At 40.2% G+C, this 25,132-nt stretch carries 23 protein-coding genes and 2 tRNA genes; 13 read left to right on the forward strand and 12 right to left on the reverse strand.

All coding sequences use genetic code 11. The features are described 5' to 3' along the window. Window positions 1–358 precede the first annotated feature (358 nt). From feoB to BLW31_RS13735, 3 genes are all read left to right on the forward strand, one after another. Window positions 359–2,845, forward strand: a complete 2,487-nt coding sequence (gene feoB / locus BLW31_RS13725) for a ferrous iron transport protein B (RefSeq protein ID WP_010538847.1) — start codon at window positions 359–361, stop codon at window positions 2,843–2,845. After that, window positions 2,842–3,057 carry a hypothetical protein gene (locus BLW31_RS13730; protein WP_008762135.1) on the forward strand — a complete coding sequence of 72 codons (216 nt, stop codon included), beginning with the start codon at window positions 2,842–2,844 and terminating at the stop codon, window positions 3,055–3,057. The genes feoB and BLW31_RS13730 overlap by 4 nt, the downstream gene beginning before the upstream one ends. Window positions 3,058–3,108: 51 nt before the next feature. Further along, window positions 3,109–3,180: transfer RNA gene (locus tag BLW31_RS13735), tRNA-Cys, on the forward strand. Window positions 3,181–3,299: 119 nt separating this feature from the next. Here BLW31_RS13735 and BLW31_RS23805 read toward each other — a convergent pair. The 3 genes from BLW31_RS23805 to BLW31_RS13750 form a co-directional block, all read right to left on the reverse strand. Then, window positions 3,300–4,040, reverse strand: a complete 741-nt coding sequence (locus tag BLW31_RS23805; RefSeq protein ID WP_010538846.1) for a Fic family protein — start codon at window positions 4,038–4,040, stop codon at window positions 3,300–3,302. Window positions 4,041–4,374: 334 nt separating this feature from the next. Next, window positions 4,375–7,113, reverse strand: a complete 2,739-nt coding sequence (locus tag BLW31_RS13745; RefSeq protein WP_022301913.1) for a hypothetical protein — start codon at window positions 7,111–7,113, stop codon at window positions 4,375–4,377. Next, window positions 7,073–8,179 (reverse strand): hypothetical protein, encoded by a 1,107-nt coding sequence (locus BLW31_RS13750; RefSeq protein WP_022301914.1) that lies wholly within the window; start codon window positions 8,177–8,179, stop codon window positions 7,073–7,075. Before BLW31_RS13750 ends, BLW31_RS13745 begins: the two co-directional genes overlap by 41 nt. A 577-nt stretch (window positions 8,180–8,756) precedes the next feature. On the opposite strand from BLW31_RS13750, the gene BLW31_RS13755 reads away from it, so the two are divergent. The 3 genes from BLW31_RS13755 to BLW31_RS13765 all read left to right on the forward strand — a co-directional run bounded on the left by BLW31_RS13755 (window position 8,757) and on the right by BLW31_RS13765 (window position 11,397). Beyond that, on the forward strand, window positions 8,757–9,227 hold the full coding sequence (locus BLW31_RS13755) for a hypothetical protein (RefSeq protein WP_010538843.1): 471 nt from the start codon (window positions 8,757–8,759) through the stop codon (window positions 9,225–9,227). Between the two features lie 139 nt (window positions 9,228–9,366). Further along, window positions 9,367–10,119 (forward strand): GNAT family N-acetyltransferase, encoded by a 753-nt coding sequence (locus tag BLW31_RS13760; RefSeq protein ID WP_010538842.1) that lies wholly within the window; start codon window positions 9,367–9,369, stop codon window positions 10,117–10,119. 390 nt (window positions 10,120–10,509) lie between these two features. Then, window positions 10,510–11,397 (forward strand): DMT family transporter, encoded by an 888-nt coding sequence (locus BLW31_RS13765; protein WP_010538841.1) that lies wholly within the window; start codon window positions 10,510–10,512, stop codon window positions 11,395–11,397. Window positions 11,398–11,431: 34 nt separating this feature from the next. Here BLW31_RS13765 and BLW31_RS13770 read toward each other — a convergent pair. Then, a tRNA-Thr gene (locus BLW31_RS13770) sits at window positions 11,432–11,505 on the reverse strand. A gap of 102 nt (window positions 11,506–11,607) precedes the next feature. Between BLW31_RS13770 and BLW31_RS13775 the strand changes: the two genes are divergently transcribed. Further along, a complete protein-coding gene (locus BLW31_RS13775) occupies window positions 11,608–12,210 on the forward strand; it encodes a TlpA family protein disulfide reductase (RefSeq protein WP_010538840.1) in 603 nt (200 codons plus the stop codon). 161 nt (window positions 12,211–12,371) lie between these two features. Here BLW31_RS13775 and BLW31_RS13780 read toward each other — a convergent pair whose 3' ends face one another. Beyond that, window positions 12,372–13,103, reverse strand: a complete 732-nt coding sequence (locus BLW31_RS13780; RefSeq protein WP_010538839.1) for a class I SAM-dependent methyltransferase — start codon at window positions 13,101–13,103, stop codon at window positions 12,372–12,374. 99 nt (window positions 13,104–13,202) lie between these two features. Here BLW31_RS13780 and BLW31_RS13785 point away from each other — a divergent pair, with 99 nt between their 5' ends. Together BLW31_RS13785 and BLW31_RS13790 are read left to right on the forward strand one after the other, a co-directional pair. After that, window positions 13,203–13,388 carry a hypothetical protein gene (locus tag BLW31_RS13785; RefSeq protein WP_010538838.1) on the forward strand — a complete coding sequence of 62 codons (186 nt, stop codon included), beginning with the start codon at window positions 13,203–13,205 and terminating at the stop codon, window positions 13,386–13,388. Then, window positions 13,389–13,856 carry a DUF3592 domain-containing protein gene (locus BLW31_RS13790; RefSeq protein WP_010538837.1) on the forward strand — a complete coding sequence of 156 codons (468 nt, stop codon included), beginning with the start codon at window positions 13,389–13,391 and terminating at the stop codon, window positions 13,854–13,856. 59 nt (window positions 13,857–13,915) lie between these two features. Here the strand turns inward: BLW31_RS13790 and BLW31_RS13795 are convergent, their stop codons facing one another. From BLW31_RS13795 to BLW31_RS13820, 6 genes are all read right to left on the reverse strand, one after another. Further along, window positions 13,916–14,296 carry a VOC family protein gene (locus tag BLW31_RS13795; protein ID WP_010538836.1) on the reverse strand — a complete coding sequence of 127 codons (381 nt, stop codon included), beginning with the start codon at window positions 14,294–14,296 and terminating at the stop codon, window positions 13,916–13,918. Between the two features lie 13 nt (window positions 14,297–14,309). After that, on the reverse strand, window positions 14,310–15,443 hold the full coding sequence (locus BLW31_RS13800; protein ID WP_010538835.1) for a DUF4468 domain-containing protein: 1,134 nt from the start codon (window positions 15,441–15,443) through the stop codon (window positions 14,310–14,312). Window positions 15,444–15,457: 14 nt separating this feature from the next. Further along, the gene (locus BLW31_RS13805) at window positions 15,458–16,189 is read right to left on the reverse strand and encodes an MBL fold metallo-hydrolase (protein ID WP_010538834.1); all 732 of its coding nucleotides are present in this window, start codon (window positions 16,187–16,189) and stop codon (window positions 15,458–15,460) included. Window positions 16,190–16,260: 71 nt separating this feature from the next. After that, window positions 16,261–16,908, reverse strand: a complete 648-nt coding sequence (gene pdxH / locus BLW31_RS13810; RefSeq protein ID WP_029425638.1) for a pyridoxamine 5'-phosphate oxidase — start codon at window positions 16,906–16,908, stop codon at window positions 16,261–16,263. Window positions 16,909–16,955: 47 nt separating this feature from the next. Then, window positions 16,956–17,660, reverse strand: a complete 705-nt coding sequence (locus tag BLW31_RS13815) for a pirin family protein (protein ID WP_010538832.1) — start codon at window positions 17,658–17,660, stop codon at window positions 16,956–16,958. Between the two features lie 60 nt (window positions 17,661–17,720). Beyond that, window positions 17,721–18,722, reverse strand: a complete 1,002-nt coding sequence (locus BLW31_RS13820; protein ID WP_010538831.1) for a 2-hydroxyacid dehydrogenase — start codon at window positions 18,720–18,722, stop codon at window positions 17,721–17,723. Window positions 18,723–18,931: 209 nt separating this feature from the next. Between BLW31_RS13820 and BLW31_RS13825 the strand changes: the two genes are divergently transcribed. Then, window positions 18,932–20,257, forward strand: coding sequence for an OmpP1/FadL family transporter (locus tag BLW31_RS13825; RefSeq protein WP_010538830.1), 1,326 nt, complete (start codon window positions 18,932–18,934; stop codon window positions 20,255–20,257). An 87-nt stretch (window positions 20,258–20,344) separates the two neighbouring features. On the opposite strand, the gene BLW31_RS13830 is transcribed toward BLW31_RS13825, so the two are convergent. Continuing rightward, window positions 20,345–21,634 (reverse strand): DcaP family trimeric outer membrane transporter, encoded by a 1,290-nt coding sequence (locus BLW31_RS13830; RefSeq protein ID WP_022301922.1) that lies wholly within the window; start codon window positions 21,632–21,634, stop codon window positions 20,345–20,347. A 163-nt stretch (window positions 21,635–21,797) separates the two neighbouring features. On the opposite strand from BLW31_RS13830, the gene BLW31_RS13835 reads away from it, so the two are divergent. The 3 genes from BLW31_RS13835 to BLW31_RS13845 all read left to right on the forward strand — a co-directional run bounded on the left by BLW31_RS13835 (window position 21,798) and on the right by BLW31_RS13845 (window position 25,104). Beyond that, a complete protein-coding gene (locus tag BLW31_RS13835; protein WP_010538828.1) occupies window positions 21,798–22,301 on the forward strand; it encodes an RNA polymerase sigma factor in 504 nt (167 codons plus the stop codon). Between the two features lie 246 nt (window positions 22,302–22,547). Beyond that, window positions 22,548–22,922, forward strand: a complete 375-nt coding sequence (locus BLW31_RS13840; RefSeq protein ID WP_010538827.1) for a DUF2141 domain-containing protein — start codon at window positions 22,548–22,550, stop codon at window positions 22,920–22,922. Between the two features lie 4 nt (window positions 22,923–22,926). Next, entirely contained in the window at window positions 22,927–25,104 is a 2,178-nt protein-coding gene (locus tag BLW31_RS13845) for an outer membrane beta-barrel protein (protein ID WP_022301925.1), read from the forward strand. The last annotated feature ends 28 nt before the right edge of the window (window positions 25,105–25,132 follow it).

The raw sequence follows: 25,132 nt of genomic DNA on the forward strand, positions 1-25,132 counted from the left end.
GAGCTATCTCAAGTGAATGCTAATTGTTTTTATCGGACTAACTAGGAGAAAAATTCCTATAAATCAATTTCTTTTTTCGCAATATCTAATTCGTCCTACTCTAGTTTCTCTTTCGTGCCACTATGTCGGACGCAAAGGGAACTATAGCGATTCTTGTGTTCCACTATAGTGAGACGGATAAGTTTTTGCATATAAAGTCAGTCAGGATAGGCTAAAAAAACTTAGCCGTCGGAACCTGAACTTTTAATGAGTTAATTTAGCTACTGTCGGCATATGAAAAGTCTGCTATTTAAAAACATTCTAAATAATTTGCGTGCTCGGAAGTTATGAATTATCTTTGCCGAAAATTAAGATAGTTATGCGTTTATCCGAATTAGGAACAGGTGAAAAAGGTGTCATCGTTAAGGTATTGGGACACGGCGGCTTTCGTAAACGTATTGTGGAGATGGGTTTTATAAAAGGTAAAACTGTTGAAGTATTGCTGAATGCTCCACTGAAAGACCCCATTAAATATAAAGTCTTAGGTTATGAAATTTCTCTTCGTCGTCAGGAAGCGGAAATGATTGAAGTGGTAAGCGAGGAAGAGGCAAAAAAGCAAGCCGAAGAAACTATATATCATGAAGGACTGCCCGAAGACGTTTCTGTAAAAGAAGAAGATATGAAACGGTTGGCGTTAGGTAAGCGTCGTACCATCAACGTTGCTTTGGTCGGGAATCCGAACTCAGGCAAAACTTCTCTTTTTAATCTAGCTTCCGGTGCTCACGAGCATGTAGGAAACTATAGCGGTGTGACCGTAGACGCCAAAGAAGGGTATTTCGATTTCGAAGGTTATCACTTCCGCATTGTTGATTTGCCGGGAACTTATTCATTATCGGCTTATACGCCGGAAGAAATTTATGTCCGCCGTCATATTATTGATGAAACGCCGGATGTTATCATCAATGTCGTTGATTCTTCAAATCTGGAACGGAATCTGTATCTGACTACCCAGTTGATTGACATGAATGTTCGTATGGTGGTGGCTTTGAATATTTACGACGAACTGGAATCCAGTGGTAATACATTGGATTATCATTTGCTGAGTAAATTGTTCGGAGTACCGATGCTGCCTACTGTCAGCAAGAAGAATCGTGGATTGGATACCTTGTTTCATGTAGTTATCAACCTTTATGAAGGTGTAGACTTCTTTGATAAACACGGGAATATGAATCCGGAGGTTCTGAAGGATCTGACCGAATGGCACGATTCTTTGGAAGACCGGAAGAATCATGAGGAAGAACATTTGGAAGATTACGTGCGTGAACATAAAAAAACGGGTCGTGTATTCCGGCACATCCATATTAATCATGGACCCGATCTGGAAAAAGCGATTGACGCTGTAAAAGAGGAGGTATCCAAGAATGAATTTATCCGCCATAAATATTCCACTCGTTTTTTGTCTATCAAGTTATTGGAAAACGATCCTGATATAGAGAGTTTTGTGCGTACACTGCCGAATGCGGGAGAGATTTTCCGTATCCGTGACAAGATGGCTAAGCGTGTTCAGGAAACAATGAATGAAGATTGCGAATCTGCTATTACAGATGCCAAATATGGTTTTATCAGTGGTGCGTTGAAAGAGACATTCACTGACAATCATCTGGAGCAGGCACAGACTACGAAGGTGCTGGATGCGATCGTTACTCATCGTATCTGGGGATATCCAATCTTTTTCCTTTTTATGTATCTGATGTTCGAAGGGACGTTTGTGCTTGGAGAATATCCGATGATGGGAATTGAATGGCTGGTAGGACAAATTGGTGATTTGATTCGCAACAATATGTCGGAAGGACCGTTGAAGGATATGTTGGTTGACGGTATTGTAGGTGGTGTAGGCGGTGTTATCGTCTTTTTGCCCAATATTCTGATTCTGTATTTCTGTATTTCGCTGATGGAAGACTCCGGATATATGGCACGTGCAGCTTTTATTATGGATAAAATCATGCATAAGATGGGCTTACACGGAAAGTCGTTTATTCCGTTGATTATGGGATTCGGATGTAATGTGCCTGCAATCATGGCTTCCCGTACTATTGAGAACCGGAAAAGCCGTCTGATTACGATGCTGATTAATCCGTTGATGTCTTGTAGTGCGCGTTTGCCCATTTATTTGTTGCTGGTAGGGGCTTTCTTTCCGAACAATGCGAGTTTGGTGTTGTTAAGTATTTATGCGATCGGGATTTTTCTGGCTGTATTGTTGGCTCGACTGTTCAGCAAGTTTTTGGTGAAAGGTGACGATACTCCTTTTGTAATGGAACTTCCGCCTTATCGAATGCCGACGGCAAAATCTATTTTCCGTCATACCTGGGAGAAAGGAGCACAATATTTGAAAAAAATGGGAGGAATTATTATGATTGCTTCTATTATCATCTGGTTCCTCGGATATTATCCGAATCATGAGGCATACGAGACGGTAGCTGAACAACAGGAAAATTCTTATATCGGTCAGTTGGGACGGGCTATAGAGCCGGTAATAAAGCCGATGGGATTTGATTGGAAACTGGGTATCGGTTTGATTTCCGGAGTAGGTGCGAAGGAACTGGTTGTTAGTACACTGGGAGTTTTGTATGTGGATAATCCGGAAGCCGATGAGGCTAGTTTGGCAGAGCGGATTCCGATCACACCTTTAGTGGCGTTCTGTTATATGCTGTTTGTGTTGATCTACTTCCCTTGTATTGCGGCATTAGCAGCTATTAAGCAGGAGTCCGGCAGTTGGAAGTGGGCGTTGTTTGCAGCTTGCTATACAACAGGGCTGGCTTGGCTGGTGGCATTTTCAGTTTATCAGATTGGAGGGTTGTTTGTATGAATAATTGGCAGGAATGGGTAGTCGGAGTACTGATTGTACTCTGCATTGCCCGTGTAATATATGGAATTTATCTTTTTTTTCGTCGTACGCGCGAAAGTGAGAATCCTTGTGATAGTTGCGTAAGTGGCTGTGATTTAAAGGATATGATGGAAAAGAAACGTCAAGAGTGCGGTGTAAAGAAAAAAAGTACAAAGAAAAATTGCTGTGGATAGTTGGTAGTTTCAAAATTTGTACTACCTTTGCAACCGCAAACGAGAAAAAATGGTTCCTTGGATGAGTGGCTTAGTCAGCGGTCTGCAAAACCGTGTACGGCGGTTCGAATCCGCCAGGAACCTCATAAAACCCCCTTTAGATTAAATTCTAGAGGGGTTTTTCTTTGCTCCTAACTGAAATGGTACTACATTGGTACTACAAAAACATGATATCAGGATGGTGTTTTAAGGAAAGACTGTTTTTATTCTTCTATTTCTTTTATTCTTTCAATTTGTCTATTCAGGAAGTAGTCAGCATACAGAGAATATGCTCCAGTTTTGCAAAAAGATATTAGTCTTTTTTTGTAGTTCAATACATCAGCATCTCTTAAAGAATAAACAGGAATGATATCAGCATGCATCAGTACAAAACTTTCTATTATTCGGGGAGCGTGTTTGTTCTCACTAGTGAAAGGCTGTAACTGGGCGATATTGCAATGAAGATAAACGGCTCGTTCCAATGGATTGGTATACTGTTCCTGTTGATAGAGTATTTCGTCTAGTTTTTCTCGGATCTTGTGTAATTCCTTTGTCGGTGTGTACTCTATGCCACTAACACAAACAGTTCTATTTCTTAAATACCCTGATTTTTCATCAGGAACTAAATCAGAAGATATGGATTGATATACTCTGAATAAAGTGCTTTTATCTATTCTTCTACTATTTTCCCCTTTGATATGTTTCAATTCTTCGGTGAATGTATTGTGTAGATTGATTAGCATTTCGGCATCTTCATACTTCTTTGATGGAGTGATTCCGTTTTTTAAGAGTGTCTCTGTTTCAACATAAGTGTAACCATTGCCTTCTATCTTTCCAGAATAGTAGCACCATAAAATAGCAAGATTCTCAACCTCACTATGATAAAGTTCCGAAAGCTTTGATAAAGGGCTTTCGATGATGAATACAGCTTTATTTATTTGTTCTTCATTGAATATCTGTTTCATGTACTCCGGTTGTCTCACTATTGTTTTTTTGTAATATTCACGAAGCTACAAAATTTTTTGATATATGAATATCTTTCATTCAAGAAGTTTATAATGAATAGTAGAATATGGGTTATTTATGGTTATAACCTCATTGTTTTGTACACGTGTATAATGACCGAAAAAATCCTTGTAGTGCGCTAGTTCCAAATAACGGTTGTTTGGAGTTATAGATCATGAGGATTATCAAAAAATACATTTTACCCTTGACCGAACCTTGACATCATTAGGGGAATTTGTCAGAAGTGGCGGTATTTCATCTAATTTGAAATTCTAAAAGGGACTTTAGAGATATTTACTGGTTTATTTTTTTCTTCTCTCCAATAATCGTAATACTGCATGGGATTCCACCTTTCAGCATTTCTGCGTGAAGAATGATCGGATTGGCATACATACTGTTCTGACATTCTATGCTAATTTTACCATTCTTGTCGGTTTGTATAGTAGGATTCCAATAAAGTGTACGGCGACGATGGTTGACATTTGCAGTCGGTATTTTGTCTTTGTAGACAGGAGAATAGAAAGCTAATGGGCGAGAATATCCTTGGATTATTGTACGACGTGTTCCATGGGCAGCCTTCATTGACTTTTGCGTTAATCTGCTATAATTGGAGTTAAAATGCGGAGTTATGTAGAATAAAGCATATTGTCCGAATCTTGAAAAATCGATATTGACGTTTACATTATTGTTGATTCCTGATGATTTCTTTCTAAAAAGGGGTTCTGATTTGGCCTTTTCAGTATCGTCTAACGATATTTTTTTCTTTGCAGCATCTCCATAAAGATAGAAACTGTCATCAAAGGTACGTGGGGGATTCATTGCTGTCATCATGTCTTTTACATTTTGTCCTTTTGTCATATTTGAACCGTGTATTGAATTAAGCACTTCATCAGTATACGAATTGCTTCCTTCGCATATCATAATCTGTTTTATACCATCTATCTCATTCCACAATGTCCAAGCAGTTAAAGTATCAAGTACTTGTTTACCAACAATGAGACAGATTGTTTTCTCTTTATATCGTGAGCTTCCGTCTTGCACATCGTATGAAAAGTTAGGATTCACTTTACTAAGCAAGTCGGGTATAGTATTAATTACTATTCCCTGATCGCGTAATTCATCAACCAATCGCGCTACATCGTAATATGCGTCTACGCTTTTCTCGAATACTTGAGTAGTGATGTTCTTATTTTTTCTTTTTTTTGCTATTTCCACTTCGCTCAATAAATAGGTATTGTCAGTTTTGCTGATAGAATCCGCATATAGCGAGTCTACATGGTCGGAAAGGGTGATCCATGAGTTTTTGTCCATCCACTGTGGATGTTCTTCTTCATAGCTGAAGGCACGTGGGGCAGGGGCGAAGTTACGGTCGAGCATAACAGAAGCATCTTTTTTATGTTTAGATCCCCGACGTCGTATCTGGAATACCGCTTCTACTTCTCCTTCAAAACTAGTAACTGGAAGTTGAAAGTTTCCGTTTTCATCTGTAAACGTATGTCCTGCTACAAATGTATTGTCTACTTTAGCAATGACGCTTACCTCCATATCTTTCATTTCTTTTTTTAATAGAGAAGAACGAATCTGCCCTTGTAGTAATAACTCTTTTTCAGCTGACTGTTGAATCAGCTCTTCATTTTTGCCGGAAATAAGTTGTGATAAGTCATATTGACGCCAACCGTGAACCATGAGCAAGACATCAAGTTCTTGTAATTTGCGAAGCGTAATATCTGCAAAATAATACCCCGGTTGATCAATATACCCTTTTAACCCGGATGTTAATAACATATCAGTAAATATACTATTATCATATTCTGTATAATCCGAACGTATAGCATCGCGTATTGATATGGATAAAGAACCTTGTAAAGGATTTCCTTTTTGATCTGTTACTTGTATTTCGCAGCGAATTGGTTCGAAAGGTTGGTAAATGTCTTTAATTCCATCTACTTGTATTGAATTCAATTTATTGGGTTGCACAAATGTAAACCGTTCACATAGCGTATTCCCGAATTTGTCTAATAGACTGACTTGATATATGCCTCCGGGAAGATCGCGTGTTTTAAGTAAGAAAGTTTGATTTCCACCTGATCTCATTCGTAGTACCCAATACGAATAGGGGCGACCTTCGTGACTTATGAATGCTACAATGTCTGCATCCGGAGTATCCCTATTGCTTAATACGTTGCCTACAATAGCGCCGCTTGAATTATTCACGTTCAATACATATCCTGCGGGAAGAGCATCCGGTAGATCGAATTGATATTCTTTCTCTTTATAAACAACTTTTGCTACTGCCGGTTTTTCTTCGGGTGTATAAGCGAATATTCCCATTCCGTCATGTAGGGTTTTAATTTCCGTCAGCTTTTCCCCGTCTTTCGTATAAATGGCACCTTCAAGAATAACATTACCTTCTTCTCTACTTTCAGCTTTAAATGCCACACGAGAAGAGATGCCTTTCACGAGTGTTCCTCCTTCGGGAAAGAACTGGATGGCAAGTTTATCTGTCACATTTTTCGGTCGCTGTTTCATGGAAGGATTCAGATTATAGGTAGAAATCCTCCGTTCAGGTCTTTCTCCTTGTGCAGACTGATAGATGGGGAATGTACGTGAGAAGTAAGAAGGCTCGCTGAATGCAAGCATCCAGCGAGTGTAAGCTCTGATTTCATAATAGCCGGACATGGTACTTTCATTCAGGATTATCTGTCCATGTCCTTCACCGCTATTCAATTCAATGATTTGGCGTTGGGTGATATGCCCTGTCTGGTCGAGCATCTCTACATAAAGAGGTTTGCTGATGGTGCTTGGCATATTGTTCTCAGCATATACCGTGTAGGCTTTAAACCATATAGTATCTCCTACATAATAACTACTATTATCAAAATGCAAGTATACCTTCTCACGTGGGTATGCGTCAGCAAAAGCAACGGCATTATCGAAGAACTGTTTGAAGATGATGTCGCTGCTAGCGTTCTGTGAACGGAGAAACAAAATGCTATGTAGACTGCAAAATAGAATTAAAAGTATTCGTTTCATTATTGTGATATGTAAGGTTGTTAATCATAGCTAAACTCACTGCAACTAAACATAATATGAATTTCTTTGCTTGTATATTCTTGGTAGATGCCATGTCGCACTGCAGTTTTGCAGTTTTAAATCTTTCCGAAACATTACCTGCGTATTCAGCTGTTATGAGATATTCTCCAATCTTCCTAAATTTTGGAACAGTAACTTCATATCTTCCGCCTACTAATTGGGGGAAAACTAAATATCCGTCAACAAGCACTCTTACAGAAAAAAATGAGCCACACTTAGGATCATTGATTATGAATTTTAGTGATTCCATATTGTTGAAATCCTGTGAATTATAACCATAAGGGTTATTATAAGTTGGCTGATTGTAATCTTTATAATACCATCCAGTTGCAAGGTTTTTATCGTACCATTTTTCTTTATCATCAATACTCTTATCTGCTTTCCCTGGGAAATCTTTATGCAACAATCTATATCTAAGTTGAACGCTAGTAGGCAAATGTGTAGCATTTAAATCCATAGGATCTTGAAATCCATTGACTTTTACTATTCCAAAATTATAATTTCCCGGACCACTTTCACCTAAATAATGCCAAGGAAATGCAGTAGTACCACTTATTAGCCTATGTTGTACTTGCATATATTGATAATCCATCCAATTAGCTTCTGTAATAGGAGGATAGCAAGTCCAAATAATGGTCATATAATATACGCAAGTATCAGGACCATGTCCAGAAGGAAAATCACGACAGGATACCTGATATTCGTATAGAGCAGGTAGCGCACCTTCTCTATCTTTCCACCAATCCATTCCCTCTTCATATTCTTGTTTAGTGAAGAATGCATTAGTAGCAGACGTTGAGTTGGATATTGTGTTGCCTTTACCAAGCATAGTACTATCTGTTACTACATCTGAACTCATTAAAGCATTACTTTCGTTTAAGGAAGTTTGTTCTATTCCTTTTATTTCAGTGACAGAAATAGTTTGCAGATCATCATTACATGCAACAAATAATGCATAAAATAATAATACTGACAATGAGCCGGAAAAATAATTAATTGTTTTCATAACTACTGGATTTTAAGTAATGTCACTATTTTTAGACTTTAAGGCGTTGTGTAAAATATGTTTTTGTTATTTGCTTGGCTCTCTTTAAAGTATTTAAAATTGTTAGCTTATTCTCTGACCTTTAATATAGATAAAAAAAGTGACGTAAAAAAACAATCCTGTATTATTTATATATGTTTAATATATTCTTGAAGTTTTATACTGATAACTTACTGTTGGACTATATTCTTTTCAATTTTTACATAAGGATGGATAAACATGCAGAATGGAGCTAACCAACGTGTCGGAAAACTCTATTCAATATACTGTAATGTACCATTCTCATATCCCCGTATGCTTGAATCCCTGCACATGAAATTTCATTTCTCCTTCAATCGCTCTTACTGTATCCATATCTATTCCTCATGACATTACTATAATGGGGTGTATCTTTAAAATTGACCATATATATCCTGCCAGTTTCAGATCATAATCTTTGTTTTCCATATTGGATTGCATTTAAGTTATAATATTCAGTTCTCCGGTAATCATTCTGAAATATATTTTGTATTTTTGCTACATATGAATTATTAGAAATATGAAGATTAAAGATAAAATAGTTCAGACTCTTGCAAGTATGACTGCTGAATTGTTAGAAATAGGTCCTGATTTCTATATCATAGGTGCATCTGCTATGATTTTGTCAGATATAGAGATTGGGGAAACTTCAGATATTGATATTTTGACAACTGAAATGAATTCGCTCAAACTACAGTGTTCATTAAAAGCATATATGGAAATTGCTCCGGAAACAAAAGAGGATGGTTTATTTTCTTCTAATTTTGCCAGATTCAATCTTCCTTTAATGGACGTAGAGGTCATGGGGAATCTTCAAATCAAGAAAAACAATGTTTGGCAGTTTGTTTATGTGCAAGAATATAGAGAGATTTTCATCGGGGATTTGATTATCAGAATACCGACAATGGAAGAACAGAAAAGAATTTTATCTCTTTTTGGCAGAGAGAAAGATTTAAAGAGAATTCTAGTGCTAAATCAGTATCTTTCATGAAACAGTTCTTTCATAAATAACAAGAAATATGATTATACCATATAAGAATTATCAAATATTTGCCTATCACAATGGGAGTACAGCGATATTATTAAAGTCAATGGATTGATAATATCTAATTTAATGCGAGGATACATATATGAATGCAGATTTTGTGAACTTAACAACCGAGAACCTTAATGATGAGCATTTATGCTGCATTATTCGTAGTAAAAAGCCTCATGCGGGTATTGACGCTAAGCGACGATGGCTTTCCGACAGACTCAATGAAGGCCATGTTTTTAGAAAGCTCAATGCAAAGGCTACGGTTTTTATAGAGTATGCTCCTCTTGAGACAGCCTGGGTTCCTGTCATGGGTGATAACTATTATTATCTTTATTGTTTATGGGTTTTAGGGGGATCCAAAGGGAACGGATATGGAAGAGCTCTGATGGAGTATTGCTTGGCAGATGCCAAAGAAAAAGGTAAATCAGGTGTTTGTATGCTCGGATCAAAAAAACAAAAGAACTGGCTTTCCGACCAATCGTTTGCAAAGAAATTTGGTTTTGAAGTTGTTGATACAACCGATAATGGATATGATCTGCTTGCGCTTTCTTTTGATGGAACAATACCAAAGTTTGCGCAAAATGCTAAGAAGATGAAAGTTGAAAGCGAAGAACTGACCATTTATTATGATATGCAATGTCCTTATATCTATCAAAGGATTGAAATGGTAAAACAATATTGTGAAATAAATAACGTTCCTGTATCTTTAATTCAAGTGGATACACTAGAAAAAGCGAAAAACTTACCTTGTGTTTTCAATAACTGGGGTGTTTTTTATAAAGGGAATTTTGAGACAGTGAATTTACTTTTAGATGTCGAACATTTAAAGAGAATACTCAAAAAATAAAAAAGACAGGTGATACGGGAGTAATGCGATAGGATTATTCTCTGCTTTTCATCTCTTTATTTCTTTTGTTTATGAAATAAGAAGCGGGCCAATAACCAGATAATTAAGAGGAAAATTGCGGTAGCTGTGAAGACCGTCATAATATTGTTCTCTTTTGTTATCTTTTTGTTTGTGTTTATTCCGGTTGTGTCTTTGACTGTGAACTTAACTTCTTTTATTTGGTAGGGAGTTCCTCCGAAAGACAGAGATAGCCCGTAACTTTAAGCAGAAAGGGGTATCGGATGATGTGATAGCTGAATGTACAGGGTTGCCGGTTGCTGTGATCACTGAGTTGTGAAATAATGTTTGATACTTTGATAACTTTTAGTCGGATTTTAGTTGGATATATTCATGAGTCGTATAAAAGGTATACTTTATGCAGCGGTTTCCTCTTCCACTTTTGGACTGGCTCCGTTTTTCTCTATCACTTTGTTGCTGATTGGTTTTTCAGCTTTTGAGGTACTTTCTTACCGTTGGGGGATAGCTTCGGTCGTATTAATTATATTCGGATTATTTTCCGGTTGTGACTTTCGATTGAAAAGAAAGGATTTTGCGGTAGTTTTTGCCTTGAGTCTATTGAGGGCGATCACCTCTTTCAGTTTAATCATTGCATATCAGAACATTGCCAGTGGGGTAGCGTCTACGATTCATTTCATGTATCCGCTGGCTGTTGCATTGGTTATGATGTTTGTTTTCCGGGAGAAAAGGTCGGTGTGGGTGATTGTTGCCGTGTTGATGTCCTTGTCCGGAGCATCTGTACTTTCATTGGGAGGAGCAGACGTGAAGGATGGAAATGTGTCGATTGGATTGGTGTCAGCTTGTGTTTCTGTTTTTTCATATGCTGCCTATATTATAGGAGTGCGTAATACAAGAGTTGTGAAGATTAACTCTACGGTGCTTACTTGTTATGTCATGAGTTTGGGAGCACTTTTTTATATAGCAGGAGCTTGTTGCACATCCGGGCTTCGTATGGTGACAGATAGTTATGTCTGGCTGATTATTTTAGGGTTAGCCTTACCGGCTACCGCTATTTCCAATATAACTCTGGTACAGGCAATAAAGAATGCAGGGCCTACTCTCACTTCTATTTTGGGGGCGATGGAGCCGCTGACAGCAGTTGTGATCGGTGTCTTTGTTTTTAATGAACTTTTTACGCTGAATACATTTATCGGAATATTATTGATTCTGGTAGCCGTGAGTATCGTTGTGTATCGTGAACACCGAAAAGAAAGGGTATAAAAAATGCCGCATATAGCGGCATTTTATTTGAGTGAGCCTCTTGTCGGATTCGAACCAACGACCCCGAGATTACAAATCACGTGCTCTGGCCAACTGAGCTAAAGAGGCGTTTTCTGTTTTGCGGGTGCAAAGGTATGAATTTATTTTAAAAATGCAAATACGTCGTGTACTTTTTTTATATTTGCAGTCTCACTAATGGTTATAAAGAAGATGAAAAAGAAAATTATGAATGTATGTGGTGTGTTTTTTTTAGCCATAAGCTTATTGGCTTGTTCGGGTCAGAAAAAAGGAGCGGAAGTTACTGAGGGTACTTCTGATACGGTGAAGGTTACGGATGATGTGATGGCAGTGCAGGCCGATAGTACAGGATATATCGTCAGAGTAGGAGAGATGGCTCCTGATTTTACGATAACATTGACAGATGGCAAGCAAGTAACTTTGTCGTCGCTTCGTGGAAAAGTTGTCATGTTACAGTTTACGGCGAGTTGGTGTGGAGTATGCCGCAAGGAGATGCCTTTTATAGAAAAAGACATTTGGCTGAAGCATAAGGATAATGCAGATTTTGCGTTGATAGGTATCGACCGTGATGAACCGCTTGATAAAGTACTTGCCTTTGCTAAGTCCACCGGAGTGACTTATCCGCTGGGGCTGGACCCGGGAGCAGATATTTTCGCAAAATATGCGTTGCGCGATGCCGGAATCACACGGAATGTGCTGATAGACCGCGATGGGAAAATTGTCAAACTGACTCGTCTGTATAACGAAGAGGAATTTTCTTCTCTTGTTCAGCAGATCAATGAAATGCTGAAATAAGTGCACGTAGCAGGTCTCTGAACCGTATTTGGAGGCAATTCATATAGTGTCACTATCACGTTGGGATAGTGACGCTATATGGTTCATATGGTTACACTATCCCGATAGGATACCGTCACTATCCTAAATAGAGTTTTTTTTCGACTTGAAATAATACTTTGTTATGCAAGACTCAGTTTTGCCAGATAGTCATAATGCTTTCCTTCCTTAATTAATTCCGCTTTGAATCCATATTCGGAAGCATATAGGCTAAGTGTCTGGAAATCTATGTATAGCCAATCAAATGTATCTCCTTTTATATCCTTGTATTGCATTTGGAAATCAACTTCTCCATAGTAATCTCCTGCCAGATCGATCAGCATGCTGCCGTCCTCTTCTTCGAAAAGATAGCGTAGGTCGCTGGAATCCATCAAAATATACCCTTCGGGGCGGAGTATGCGTTTCATTCGCTGGAAGAAGACGGGCATATTATCCAAGGTTCCTATGATTCCGGAACCATTCATTAGCATCAGAATCGTATCGAATGTTTCAGTGAATGTTTCATCAAACAGATTGATGAGGCGGGAGTCTTTCACTCCACGTTGTTTCATAACCTCGTTGGAGAGTGGAGAGATATCAATGGCGCAAACTTCTTTTCCCATTTCTTGTAGTGCCAGTGCGTGGCAACCACTTCCGGCGCCTACATCCAATATTTTTCCTGTAGCTATTTGCAGTGCGGTACGTTCCAGTACAGGCATCGTTTGAAAGCTCCGGAATAATTCCTTGACGGGAATTTCATCTTCTTCAAACTGAGAAGAGAATACTCGTAAGCGGTCAGCTCTGTGATGATTGAAATAATCGGAGATTGCAGCTCCCATCGGGTCTTTTTCTGCAGGAAGAATTGTTGTTGCCATTTTGAGGGTTTCGTATTGTTTTTAGTTGACAAAGATAAGCAATTCCATAGAAAAGCCTTATCTTTGTAGTCAGAAATGTGAATACTAACAAAATGATATATGAGTATAGAAGATGCAATAATGGGTGGAATCGTCTTTAAAGGTAAGAAAGATAAGCCCCGGGAAGAGGAAAAAGTAAAAACAAAAGCAAAAAAGGCGACGTATATTCGTGGACAGCATGGTTCCGGAGCTGCGAAGATGAAAGCGGATATTAGAAAAAAAAGAGCTAATAGACATAAAAAATAAATGGGAGTAATCGTTTTCATATTATCACTGCTGCTCTTTTTTCGTGGAGGTGGTATGGTGATGTATTCGTTTGTGATTTCTCTCATGATTTGGAGAATAGAGAAAGAATATCCTAAGAAAATATATGGAAAAGTGGTTGATATCAAGGAGGATGTTGATAGAAAAGGAAGGACTCTGATGCGTCCGACTGTAGAATACCTATGGAAAGGGAAAGATAAAACGTGTTGTAAATATATTAATCCTAATATAGATGTGAAAGGTCCTGTTCCGGAAGCGGATATCGTATTTTCTCCGGACAATATACATGTAGGCGATAAAGTGACAATCTGGTATAACCCGGATAATGAAACATCTATGTTTGTTCAGCGCAGAATGAAAGTAACACGATTGCTTATGTCTTCATTGGTTCCCGGATCTTTTTTTATATTATCAGGTATTTTAGGAATGTGTTATTTGTTTAGTAACTGATAACCCTTTATATAAAAATAGCCGGTAGGATCATCATCCTGCCGGCTATTTTTATGAAGTTACTTCTTTTGTGGGAGTATCTCGATCCAATAATCATCCGGGTCATTGATAAAATAAAGCCCCATGGCTGTATTTTCAAAACATACACAATTCATTTCTTTGTGATATTGCCGGACGACATCATAATCACCGGCTACGCGAAAGCACAGATGGCTTTCGTTTTCACCCAGTTCATAGGGTGCGGTATGGTCTTTCAGCCAGGTCAGTTCCAGCAGAAAACCTGTTTCGTTGTCCGTCAGGTAGACCAGGATGAAAGAACCGTCGGAAGCTTCCTTCCGACTATGTTCTTTTAAGCCAAGCGCCTTTTCATAAAAAGCAATGCTTCGCTCCAGATTCGTTACATTGATATTAAAGTGATCAAATCTACTTTTAATTTCCATGATTGCTATCTTGTTATTTTTTCATCAGTAGCTTTACGATTTCTCCGACGTATGTACGGGGTTGTCCCGCTTGCGGGGCCGTTTGTGAAGGCAGTTTCTTACATTCGATAACAGCTGAAGGAGCCGTTTGGTTCGGAGCATATAGTTTCAGCGTATAAGTATCAGCTTTTTCTATAGCTTCGTAAGGCTGATCGGCAGACAGTGTGCAGTAAGCCACAGCTTTACCGTTCTGATAGCCCAGTGCGCCACCTGCATTGGCCGTCATATTGGTCATGTTGAATTCATCCTTGCCGATAGAAATTACCAGTTTGCCATTGCCCATCAGTGCATATACATCACCCGGAATCTGTTTCAGGTCGATTTCTGTATATCCCGGCATATCAGCCGAAGCCTTGCCGACAGGAGTTGCAGGAGTGAGAGTTGCAGCAGGAACAGTGGCTTGAGCCGGTTCTGTTGTGGTCACTTTACCACCTTGCCCGATCACCACCGGACCGGCAGCAGCAACGATTGATGGTTTCTGTGCTTCTTCTTCTTTTTTCTTCTTCTCTGATTTCGGACGAGTGTCGGGAGCACCGAAGGCTACAGCTACATCCATAAAGATATCGTCGGCAAAGTCTACCGTTTTTCTACGCCATTTAGCCAGGCCGCGTACCAGTTTGGTTTTTGACTTGTTCAACGCGTATTCGTCTGTGATCCATTCTTCTGCTTTATATTTTTCTGTTTCGCGATAGGTAAAACGGATTTTCTCCAGTTCTACCAGACAGCTGCCCGGTTTGCAGGTAACGGTAATTTGATAATTAACCCAAGTGCGGTCTAATGATAATGCACTGGAGTAAAATGTGATCCATTCTTCACCTACACCGGCGATTGTTCCTTGTGCTTCATCGCTGAAAACGACGCGGCTGTCCGGATTGTTATTCTCTTTCAGACGTTTGTTCATCCACTTCATTACAGTGTCGTAGATTTGCTTCTGACTCATTCCCGGAATTTGGAATTCCTTGGAAAATACTACTTTACCATCCACTACCGGAACAGCTCCCGCAAGGTATCTGGTATCATCTCTTTTTTCTTTGTGCGAATCAGCTCTCATAGCCATTGGCAGGCATGTGAGAAGCATGGTAAGAAACAGGATTGTTAACTTATTCATAATTATTATTGTGTTTATTTGGTTATTTCAAAACTTTCGCCCCGATGGGTGATGCTGATAAACCGGCATCCTGCATTTTCGGCAAAATCACGGAGGGCATTTCCGCCTTCGTAGTCTTCACTGAAGTGCATGGGTACAAATATAGTAGTTTTTATTTGTTCGATGAACTGTTTTGCACCTTTCATATAATCTTTTCCCATCCTGCGGTCCACTGGGAATAGCGCTAAATCAATCTCAGGCGCTTTTTCTTTTAGATATTTAACTTCTGCCAGGAAGTCTCCGTTGGCTTTTCGTATCTCTGCTTCGGTTGATTCTTCACTCCAGTGCCAGTTGTTCAAGTCTCCTGCATGGAAGATACTCCAATCTTGCAGATGAATAAGGAATGAGCTGCCGACATCAGTCGAACCGAATGCTTCGATGCGGATGGCGTCGTCTTCGTAGATTTCTCCCTTTTTTATATAAATGGCATCTTCGGGCTTTGCCCGGTGACTTTTCAGAATATCTTTGGAGAAAATATACCGGATGTCAAGACGTTCCTCTTTCCAAGTCAATATTTCACGGTTGAAGTGATCGGGATGGAAGTGGGTAGCTAATACATAGAGTTTACCCGGTCTTTGCAGGAGGTAGTCATGTACGATTCCCCGGTTATGTTCAGTTTCCGAAGAGTCTTTGTAATAATCGATGATGACGGTCACGCCTTCTGTTTCAATGGCGAAACCGCTGTGATAAATATAATCCAGTGTCATAGTAGGCTGATTATTTTTACAGTTGCAATATTACGTATTCTAGTTGGAGTTGGCAAGAAAAATCAGTGAAATCAAGGAGAAAGTCGATTGATTTCCCATTTTCCGTCCGTCTTTAGTGTATACAGGAAGCGATCATGTAACCGATTGGGGCGTCCTTGCCAAAATTCCATTCGGGTGGGGGTGACGGCATATCCTCCCCAATTATCAGGCCTTTCCACTTCCTTTCCAATCCATCGGGCAGCTTCTCTGACGAAGGCGCGTATCAGTTGCATCCGGCTCGCTATCGGTTGGCTTTGCGGTGAAATGCGTGCACCGATTCTGCTTTTATAAGGACGTTTTCGGAAGTATTCGTCTGATTCTTCGGAAGGAACTTTCGTGGCGACTCCTTCTATATGTACTTGTCTTTCGAGTTCATGCCAGACAAAGGAAAGGGATATGTATGGATTCTGTGCCAGGTGTTTTCCTTTGCGGCTTTCGTAGTTGGTGTAGAAAATAAACTTTCCGTCATGCAGCCCTTTCAGCAATACGGTGCGGGTAGAGGGTCTGCCTTCGGGAGATACGGTGCCTACGATGACGGCGGTCGGCTCTTCTACATTTGCGTCAATGGCTTCCTGCAGCCAGCGACTGAAAAGCGAAAGCGGGTCGCCGGGAAGTTCGCTTTCCCTCAACCCGCTTTTACTGTATTCTTGCCGGATATCAGCAATATTTGTTTTTACCATATACGTATCAAGCAATATCTAATTCTTATTTTTAAATTTTAAAGAGTTTACATCGGTACTTCTATCAGTAAGATATGTGAGTCCTTCAATGTCTCCAGTTCGAAACTTTTCGTATCATAGACACCCATTCCGTCACGACGTTTCAGTACTTCTCCGTCTACTGCGATTTCTCCTTCAATCAAAAAGATGTATACACCTCCGTGACTCTGATGCATGTGATAGCCGAGTTTCTTTCCGGCTTCTACCTTTCCGATAGAGAACCAGGTATCTTGTAAAAGTGAAGCGGGCGTACTGCCGTCGGGTGATACGATTACTGCCAGTTCGTTGGGACGTTCCAGCTCTTTGATGCTGAAATCTTTGTAGACGGGGTGCGTGTTCCGTTCTTTCGGCATAATCCAAATTTGCAGGATTTCTACCGGTTCTACAGGACTGGCATTCATTTCGCTATGAAAGATTCCGGTTCCGGCACTCATTGTCTGAATTTCTCCGACAGTGATAATCCGGCTATTCTTTTTGCTGTCACCGTGTTGCAGATGTCCTTTCAATGGGATGGTAATAATTTCCATATTTTTATGCGGATGCGTCTGGAAACCTTCTCCGGGAGCAATCTTATCGTCGTTCAATACGCGAAGGGCACCGAAGTTGATACGGTCAGAATCAAAGTACTCGTCAAAGCTGAAAGTATGATAACTATCCAGCCAGTCATGTTGGGAATGTCCTCTTGTATCTGCTTTATGTATTACTTTCTTCATTATTTTCTCCTTTTCTAATTGTTTATATACTTCTGTAACAAGGGAAGTTACGTAAAAGTTCTATCTCTTCACTTCATTTAGCAGAGGCTTGTGGTTGATGAAGTCTTTGATGTTTTGCAGGGTTGTTACTGCAATATTTCCCATTGCTTCCCGCGTGAAAAAGGCCTGGTGCGAAGTGACAATCACATTATTGAATGAGAGCAGACGTGCAAGTACATCATCATCAATGATGCGGTCGGACTGGTCTTCATAGAAGTATTCGCTTTCTTCTTCGTATACATCCAATCCGGCAGAGCCGATTTTCTTGTTTTTTAAACCTTCGATCAGGGCATTGGTATGGATCAACTGTCCGCGACCGGTATTGATAATCATGACTCCGTCTTTCATTTTACTGATAGAATAGTCATTGATCAGATATTTAGTGGCTTCGGTAAGCGGGCAATGCAAGGAAATGATATCGGAGCTATGGTACAGTTCATCCAGAGAAGTATAGACTATCTGTTCTTCGCGTGCGAAGTTGTAGTCAGGATACAGGTCATAAGCCAGTACGTTCATTCCGAATCCCTTTAATATATGAATCAGTATTTTGGCGATTTTTCCTGTGCCGATGATACCAACTGTCTTACCGTGCATATCAAATCCCATCAGACCATGAAGAGAAAAGTTGCCGTCTTTCGTACGCCACGAAGCACGTGGAATTTTCCGGTTGAGAGAGAGCATGAGGGCTACGGTATATTCGGCCACGGCATAAGGCGAATAGGCAGGAACGCGCACAACGGTGATTCCGGCATTGGCAGCTGCATTCAGGTCTACGTTGTTGAATCCGGCACATCGGAGTGCCAGAAGTTTTACTCCGTTGGCTGCCATAGCGTTGATTACTTCAGCATCGGCTGTATCATTGACAAAAATGCAGACAGCGTCTACACCTTGTGTTAATAACACATTATTCTTATTCAGATGTCCTTTATAATAACGGAATTCAAATCCGAACTCTTTGTTCTTATCATTGAAGGACGCTTCGTCATAGGGCTTTGTCCCGAAAAATGCAATTGTATAGGCCATAATCTTTTCAGTTTTTATTCTTATTAATAAACGTAAAAGTGAAGTGATTTGTTTATCCTTTGTCTTGTCTTAAATATAGATTGTTTCATTAGAAACAGTTTTAATTTTCAATTAAAATGGAGGGGTAAGCGAAAATAAATGCACAAATATATATTGCGTGTGCAGGAATATTGTATCTTTGCGCCCGAAATAATTTAAAAAAGATTTAGATGAGAAAAATTTCCTTGATTGGATTTGTAATGTTAATCGTTTCAATTCCAACTTTTGCCGGAGGTCTTCTGACAAATACTAATCAACACGTATCTTTCCTTAGAATGTTGGCACGTGGCGCTTCCATTGATATTGACGGTGTTTACTCTAATCCAGCCGGTTTGGCTTTCTTGCCGGGTGACGGTCTTTATCTTTCTTTGAACGGACAAAGCGCCTATCAAACGCGTAATATAAGCACTACATTTCCACTTTTCCCAGAAGAAGGAAACAGACGTTATTATAAGGGTACAGCTTCTGCTCCTTTTATACCTAGTTTCCAAGGTGCATATAAAAAAGGTGACTGGACTATTTCCGGTAGTTTCGCTGTTGTAGGTGGCGGTGGAAAAGCGTCTTTTGATGATGGCTTAGGTATGTTCGACTCAATGATTATGGGAAATATTAGCCAAGCTTCAGGTGGACAAATAACTCCCAGTATGTATTCGATTAATAGCGCAATGGATGGCAGCCAGTTTATTTATGGTGTACAATTGGGTTTATCATATAAAATAAACGATTGGTTGAGCGTTTTTGCAGGTGGGCGTATGAACTATTTCAGCGGTGGTTATGAAGGATTTCTGACTGCAACTGTAAACAGTAATATACCGAACTTAGGTGGTACTGAATTGGCTGCCATCGAACTAGACTGTGATCAGACAGGTTGGGGAATCACTCCTATTCTAGGTGCTGACGTGAAACTTGGTAAATGGAATATTGGTTTGAAGTATGAGTTTCTGACAAATTTGAATCTCGAAAATAAGACTAGGAAGGCGGAAGTACGTGCTAGTGGAGTTGTAATGCCGGATAACGAACTTAATCCATTGGCTAGTTTTAAAGACGGTGTAAACACTCCAAGTGATATTCCTGCATTACTGACTGCTGCTGTTGGTTATGAAATCCTTCCTACTCTTCGTGCATCTGTTGAATATCACCATTTCTTTGATAAAGCTGCTGGTATGGCAGGTGGTAAGGAGAAAGCTTTGAAGCATGGTACACATGAATTTTTGGTAGGTGCAGAATGGGATGTAACAAAACAACTGACTCTTAGTGGCGGTTTCCAACGTACTGATTATGGCTTGGCTGATGATTTCCAAAGTGATATTAGCTTCTCGTGTGATTCTTATTCACTTGGTTTCGGTGCCGCAATCAAGATGACAAAGCATTTGACGATGAATGTTGCTTATTTTTGGACAAACTATAGTGACTATGATAAAATAACCGCAACTGGATCAACTACATATAGTCGTACAAATAAAGTGTTCGGCTTGGGCGTTGACTACAAATTCTGATCTTAAAATCCGTTACGATTTTATATAAAAGGAAGCCGTCTCAAACATTGTTTTGAGGCGGCTTCTCATATGATATATTATATTAGGTTAGAAAGAATATTGTACCAGCATATTCAATCGGTTTGCATGACGGGTGGAAGAACTGAAGTCTGTGCGCCAGCCTCTCAAATATTCAACACCCACTTGCATATTACTAGTTACATTCCAAAAGGCATTTGCAACAAAGTACTGACCTTTCCGATAAGCTTCCGGGTTAGCACTCGGATAGTTGTTTTCAGAGTAAAGTCTGGACAGGCTATATGTTCCGGATACAAAGACATTCGGGCAAATATTATACTGTAAGCCCGCATACCATCCCAGCATCGGGAGGACCTGCATCTTTCCTTCATTGTCTGGGTCGGGAACAATGTCTACATTCAGATTACTTAAATCATTCAGATAAGAACCGATTCCCTTTCCATAATTAAGCTGTCCGAACACTTGCCACTTCTTGGTGACATTAAATGTAGTAGAGGCTTGCAGACCAAATCCTGTAGTAGAAAATGCCTTATCGTGTACGTTGCTTGAATAAGTCATGCTGCGTACGATTGCTCCCAGTTTAATGTGGCTGTTACTATTCCAGTTATATTGTGCAGAAGCTGCAAAATCCGGCATTCGCTGAGTGCTGATAGATACATCACTATTTGTGGTACCATCTACTGAAGGCATTTCCATAGCAACGCCGAATTTCCAGTTCTTCAGTTTATCGCACATGTAACTCAGCTGAGTAGTACGATAGAAGGCGGAACCGTTGGGGCCGGCGAAGTCGATAGTAGCCGGCAGAGCCGAAAGGTCCATGAATGAACCGTAGCTGTATCCGATGGTGAAACCTAAAAATTGCGCATACGCATTCTGTAGTTCAAAAGTCTTCCCGTCGCCACGGAAGTTACCGGCGGTATAAACTACAAAGTCTCCCAGATGTTTAGTTCGGCCTACCAATTTAAGGAATAGGGTAGAAGTGGTGATGTCCATCTGAAATTGATTCTTGGCAAAATTGCCACTACCACGTTGTGGAATCAATGCCGGATAGAAATCTACATCGTCTACAATGCCACCGAAGTCATATTCTGCCGTAGCACGTACATAGCCTCCGATACCCAGGGCGAATTTCCCTTTCTGGTCAGTCAGCAAGAAGCGGGGGGCATTCGGATCATGGAAACGCATTTGCGAACGGTCGTTCATAATCCGGATGATTTCATCACCGGCTTTGTCCCGTGAGACAAACATGATGGAATTTGGTTCCTCATCTTCGATGACTACTTTCTTTTGTGCATGGGCACAAACGGGGAAAATTCCAATCCCCAGTAGCATAGCTACCATTTTAAAGCTTGTTTTCATTATCAGTTAAGTTTTAGGTGAATGCCCAATGAACAACTAAAAAAAGAAATGGTTGAGGGGGGCTAAGGAAAAATTGCCAAACTTATCGGAAGAATTGCTATTTATAATCGTTCTAAAAAAGCAGATCTTTGTACCGTACTAATTAGATAAATAAAATACGAGAATGGAAAAAGTAGATTTTACTCAAGGAATATTGGCGATGGAGTCAGACCTGCATCGTTTCGCATATAAGTTGACTTCAGACCGTGAATCAGCCAACGATTTAGTTCAGGATTGTGTATTGCAGGCATTAGATAATCATGAGAAGTTTACGCATGCCAAGAATCTGAAAGGATGGATGTTTACCATCATGCGCAATATTTTTGTCAACAACTACCGTCGCACTGTTCGTGAGATGAATCTCATTGATGATACCTACTCTATCAATCAGCAGAGTATGATAGAAGATGAAGATGGCGACCGTTTTGAGTTTGCTTATGATATGAAGCAGTTGTATCGAGTGATACATTCCATCCCCGAAGATATGAAAGTACCTTTCCAGATGTTTGTCGCTGGATTTAAATATAGGGAAATTGCCGAAAAATTAGGATTGCCGATGGGGACAGTAAAGAGCCGTTTGTTCTTTATCCGTAAGCGTCTGAAAGAAGAACTGAAAGACTTCTCCTGATGCACTTTCTAATTGAGTGATGTGTTTTAAGGTCAAAGTAGAGCCTTCCTGTCAAACTACGACGAATGACAGGAAGGCTTGTTTTTTTGAAATATTCTTCCGAAATATTTGGTTTATAAAATAAACCTATTTATATTTGCATCGAGTAAGAGAGATGCGCAGCTCCTTACTTTTTTTAATCCATATATGGTTTATAAAATAAACTAATTTAATAACATCAACTAATTGATCGGGAGGAAGAAAAAGATGAAACGCTTGTTACTCATTGCTTTAGGGATTATTTGTTACCACGTTGTTACTTTTGCACAAGAAGTAAAAGTAGAAGTTCGGGGTATTCGTAGCGCAAAAGGTGCCATTATGGTCATGGCTCAACAGGATTCGGAATCAAAGCCGGTATATGCGATGGCAACTGCTGTTAAAGATACAGTGACTGTTGTTTTGAAAGATGTGCCGTGGGAAAAGTTTTTGATCTCTCTTTTTCATGATGAGAACGGAAACTGGGAACTCGATAAGAATGAGCAGGGGATACCGGTAGAAGGATATGCCAGAGAAAAATGCAAGAAAGAGCTGGAAGCTTCGGCCACCGTTAAGGTGAAAATGTATTATCCGGTAAATGACTGACAGCATGAGACGCCTGATATTTTCGATACTGACCGGCTTTGCCGGAATTGCTGCTTGGGGACAGACTCCAGTGGCTGCTCATCCAACGGCTGCCAATGATACTTTGACAGAAGATTCCATTTATGCGTTGCAGGAAGTAGTAGTACGTACAAGTCCCGTGAAGCGGAAGGCGGACCGCTTTATCCTGTCCGTTCCTCCTGCACAGAACAAAGACGGAGTGGAACTCCTTCAGCAAGCACCCGGAGTATGGTTGTCCGACGAGCGGATTTCCATTAATGGTTCTTCCGGCACGAAGGTGTATGTAGATAATCGGGAGATAAAACTTACCGGAGAAATGCTGATAGGCTATCTCCGTTCTTTGAAGTCGGACGATATTGCCCGTGTTGAAGTGCTTCCGATGGCGGGAGCCGATAAGGATGCCGATGCTCAGGGAGGTGCTATACATATTATAATGAGACGTCATACAGATAAAGGATTTCAGGGAAATCTTTCAATGAATGCTTCTTTTGCTTCTTCCTTGCAATCTTATCAGCCTAGTGGAAGCTTGAATTATCACAGTGGGAAGTGGGATACGTATGGATTTGCTTCCGGCACGTTGATTCCGCAGAATAAAGGAGATTTATACGTTACTCGTGATTATGCAGCGGGAGACAAAGGTTTTTCCAGTCTGACCCGTATGAAGCAGCCTTCCCGTTACGGGACGATTCGGATGGGAACAGTCTATACGATGGATTCTTCCAATAGTTTGGGAGTAGAACTGGAGTATGTTCGTCGCGGATATATCTGGCCGTCTCAGAGTTACTCTACTCTGTCTGTCGGACCGCTGGGGATGGAAAGTCAGGGTGTGTATCGTCAGAAAGAGACTTATAATATGTATACGGCTACTGCCAACTACATACATAAACTGGATAAGGACGGTTCTGTGCTGAAACTTGTCACCGATTATATTTCTAAGGATCTGCATGGCAGAAATCAATATCAGATTTTTCAGGAGATAGGTACTTTAAATAAAGATACCGTTTATCGCTCCCGCTCTAATGCCACTTATCAGATTGCGACTGCCGATCTGTCGTGGAAACAACAACTGCATAAGAAATCGTTTTTTCAGGTAGGAATGAAATATACCTATACGGGAATGAAGGATGATGCCTGTTACGAAGGGCTGGAACCTGACGAAAGTTGGAAACCCAATGCTGCTTATGGATATGAGCTCGATTACCATGAGAATATCGGTGCTTTGTACGGCACTTATTCTTTGGATATGAAAAGAGGAGCTGTCCATATTGGGCTTCGGGGAGAATATATGCAGACCTCCAATGAAACGGAACGTCAGACGAGAAGATACTGGGACTGGTTTCCGCATATCGACGGAAGTTTCTATTTTGATGAAATCCATAAGTGGATGCTTATTGGGCAATATGGGCGATATATAGAGCGTCCGACTTTCTCGGCTCTCAATCCGAACCGGATTCAGACTTCCGAATACAGTTATCTGGTCGGTAACCCGATGTTGCGCCCTACCTATATTAATAAGTTTAGTATCACACTGGTCTATAACTTCCGGTATACGTTGACTATTGGCGGTAATTTACATCATGACCTGATTCGTCAGTTTGGTAAAGAAGATGCGGAAAATTCGGATATATCGTACGTTATCAACGAGAATCACAATCGTGAGAACCATTGGTTCGTAGCTGTTACTGCTCCCTGGCAGCCGCTCAACTGGCTGAATCTGAATGCCAGCTTTATTGGAGTAAGACAAGATATCCGCATGTATCGGGAGGGCGATTACTTTGGGCACTTCCTTTATTTTGCCAATGCCAATGCTACAGTCCTTTTACCGTCGGACTATTCGTTGGAAGCACAATATAACGGAGTTAGCCAGTTGTATTCCGGCAATAGCGGGATCGATCCTCGTCATACATTCAACCTGCATCTGCGCAAGAAATGGAAAGACGGGCGTTACGTAGCCACTTTGGGAGTAGACAATATCTTCAACCGATATAATTCTTATTTCAGCAATGTACCGAGTTATTCATCGCAGAACCGTTTTGAGCTGGCTTCGAGCGGAAGGCTGATGAAACTCACATTCACCTGGAATTTCAATCATGGAAAGAAATCGGGTGCAGTGACTGTAGAAAAGAAATCGGCAAGCGAAAGAAGCCGTATCGAAGGAAAATAAACAGGTATTTTTGGTTTATTACGTAAAC

Origin of the sequence: Bacteroides faecis MAJ27 (assembly GCF_900106755.1) — a bacterium.
Classification (GTDB): domain Bacteria; phylum Bacteroidota; class Bacteroidia; order Bacteroidales; family Bacteroidaceae; genus Bacteroides; species Bacteroides faecis.